This window comes from Catenulispora yoronensis, from assembly GCF_039531695.1.
GTDB lineage: Bacteria > Actinomycetota > Actinomycetes > Streptomycetales > Catenulisporaceae > Catenulispora > Catenulispora yoronensis.
Genome location: NZ_BAAAQN010000161.1, coordinates 1 through 739 on the forward strand (window position 1 = coordinate 1; position 739 = coordinate 739).

Consider the following 739-nt stretch of genomic DNA (forward strand, 5'->3'; position numbering starts at 1 on the left):
CTCTCCATCATCCATTTCCACTGTTTCCCGTGCAGCGCCACGCGGCCGAAATGCTGCCAGACCAGCAGGTGCGCCAGCTCATGCGGCACCACTTCATCGATAAACTCACGCTGATTTTCCAGCAGTAGCACCGGGTTTAAACGAATTTCGTTTTTCTCCAGCCAGGCGGTGCCGGCGGAAGTACCACGCTGCTGGTAGACCAGCGTCGGTTCCGCATAGCGGCGTTCCAGCTTGCGATTCGCATTGGCGAGATGCTCCCGCAGGCTGCGCATGACGGCCTGCTGAATAGCGATGGGAATACGGGGCGTTTTCATAGCGCCAGAGGATAGTGCGGCGGAGGGGGGAGAGCAAGAGGAAGCTTCCTCCCGGGATGGGAGGAAGCTCAGGAAGGTTAATCGCGGGCACCGATCTCGCGCAGTGGACGACCCTGCATCAGGTTACGTTCAATATGTTCCAGCGAGACGTTTTTGGTTTCCGGGATCAGCCACAGCGTCAGCAGGATAAACAGCACGTTCAGACCGCCGTACACCCAGAAGGTATTGGCGCTGCCCAGCGAGTTGAGCATGGTCAGGAAGGTGGCGCCGACAATCATGTTGGCAATCCAGTTGGTCGCTGTGGAGCAGGTGATACCGAAGTCGCGGCCTTTCAGCGGCTGGATTTCGGAGCACAGTACCCAAATCAGCGGGCCGGCGCTCATGGCGAAACCGACGATGAACATCAGCAGCATCAGGACGGCGAT

At 58.6% G+C, this 739-nt stretch carries 2 protein-coding genes; both read right to left on the reverse strand.

Going from position 1 to position 739, the window contains the following annotated elements:
* The coding region (locus tag ABD481_RS46535; RefSeq protein WP_344672328.1) for a SprT-like domain-containing protein at positions 1 to 314 on the reverse strand (314 nt) is incomplete at its 3' end.
* Between the two features lie 77 nt (positions 315 to 391).
* Positions 392 to 739: MFS transporter (locus ABD481_RS46540; RefSeq protein WP_305179973.1), on the reverse strand; the 348-nt coding region annotated here is incomplete at its 5' end.